Source organism: Streptomyces sp. DvalAA-14 (assembly GCF_900091855.1).
Lineage (GTDB): Bacteria > Actinomycetota > Actinomycetes > Streptomycetales > Streptomycetaceae > Actinacidiphila.
Map to the genome: position 1 here is coordinate 1 of NZ_FMCH01000516.1, position 1706 is coordinate 1706.

Sequence of the window (1706 nt, forward strand, 5' to 3'; positions counted from 1 at the left end):
CGGTGCCGCCGGCGCCACCCGCAGCAGCGGCAGCCGGCGGCGTACGCGCACTCGGAATCCGTCCGCGACCACCGGCAGTCCAGCGCCCGGCCCTCGGCGCCGTCCAGCCGCAGCCACCGCCCGTCCGGCCGGTCCCGTACGACACCGCGGCTGCGCAGACCCACCACGTCCTCGCGCAGCAGCGTGCTCAGCACCCGCAGCAGCAGCTCCCGTTCGGTCGTCCCGACGGACCCGGTGGCCGTCACGCGCTGATCTCCCAGCGCCGGGCGGCCAGGAAGCCGGTGACCGCGCGGTCCACCGCGTCCTGCTCCGGACCGAACGCGCGGACGACACCCAGCAGGTCGCGGTTGGTGTGGTGCAGCGGACGCCGCTCGCCGATCGCGCGCAGCGGACGGTACGTCAGCCGCACACCGTCCAGCTCTAGTTCGGCGGGTCCGGGAGCGGCGGTCAGCGTGCCCGCCCGGCGCGCGTAGGGGTAGTCGAGCCGGGCCGCCCGGCCGCCGCGCGCGGCCAGGGCCGCCGGCAGGTCCGCGGGCAGTTCCGCTCCGACGATGCACCCGCAGGATGTACTCGAACAGCGGCACCTCCAGCAGATCGGCGAGCAGCAGATCGCACTGGTCGCCGATGGCGCGGTAGTTGACCTCGATCAGCCGCGCCCGCCCGTCGGACACCACGAATTCGGTGTGGCAGGCGCCGAAACCCACCCCCAGCGCGTCCAGTTGGGCCAGCACCTGCGCCTCGACCGGCGCGGGGCGCTCGGCGACGAAGGTGAGCCGCTCCTCGATGAAGTACGGCGGCGGGGACAGCCGTGTGCGGAAACCGCCCAGCACCCGGCGGGTCCGGGCGTCGCCCAGCGTCTCCAGGGTGAACAGCTCACCGGGCAGGAACTCCTCGACGACCAGGGCGTCCTGCGGTCGGCGCGCCTGGATCTCCTTGCAGCACCGCTCCAGTTCGGCCGGCCCCTCCACCCGCACGACGTCCTCGCTCGCCACGCCCTCGCGCGGCTTGACCACGCACGGGTACGGCACGTCCAGGCCGGCCAGTACGGCGGCCGGGTCCTGACCCGCAGCCAGTTCGACCGACCAGACGGTGTCGGCGCCGGCCGCGGCCAGCCGGCGGCGCATCTCGGCCTTGTCCTTGGTGCGCAGCGCGGCCTGCCAGCTCTTGGCGGGCAGGCCGAAGTACCCGGCGGCCAGGGCGGTCTGGGTCTGCAGATGGTCGCTGTTGCTGAAGACCGCGTCGGGCGGGCGGTGCGCCGAGATACCGCTGACGACCGCGCGGAAGTCGCGCACCCGGCACTCCAGCACCTCGGTCGGCCCGGCGCCGCGGCCCTCGCGGTACGCGGCGCGGTGCGCGGCCGGCTGGTCGGTGAGCACGGTGACGTCCAGACCGAGCCTGCGGGCGGCGGGCAGGAACCCTTCGGTGACCGAGTCGGTCGGGTTCAGGGCCAGCAGGTACAGCTGCATGAGGAGATCACTTCCGGGCGGGCAGTCGTTCGACCGGCCGTCGTCGAGCGGCGGCCGGCCGGAGGTAGGGCGAGCCTAGGTTAGGCATACCTAACTCTGTCAATTCGCCGCGGCGTGGCCGCCGAGTGGCAGGAATGATCTCCCGCATGATTAGGTCAGGCTTGCCTAATAGTGCTGATCCTTGGCCTTGAGGAGTACCCGTGCCCCAGGCAACGGCATCCGCGCCGCCCGGCCCGGTCG

Annotated in this window: 2 pseudogenes; both read right to left on the reverse strand. The window is 73.5% G+C overall.

The features are described from left to right. A pseudogene (locus GA0115240_RS27890) lies at window positions 1–245 on the reverse strand (hypothetical protein); the annotation flags it as partial. Next, window positions 242–1466, reverse strand: a pseudogene (locus GA0115240_RS27895) (acetyl-CoA carboxylase biotin carboxylase subunit family protein). The pseudogenes GA0115240_RS27895 and GA0115240_RS27890, both read right to left, overlap by 4 nt. Window positions 1467–1706 lie beyond the last annotated feature (240 nt).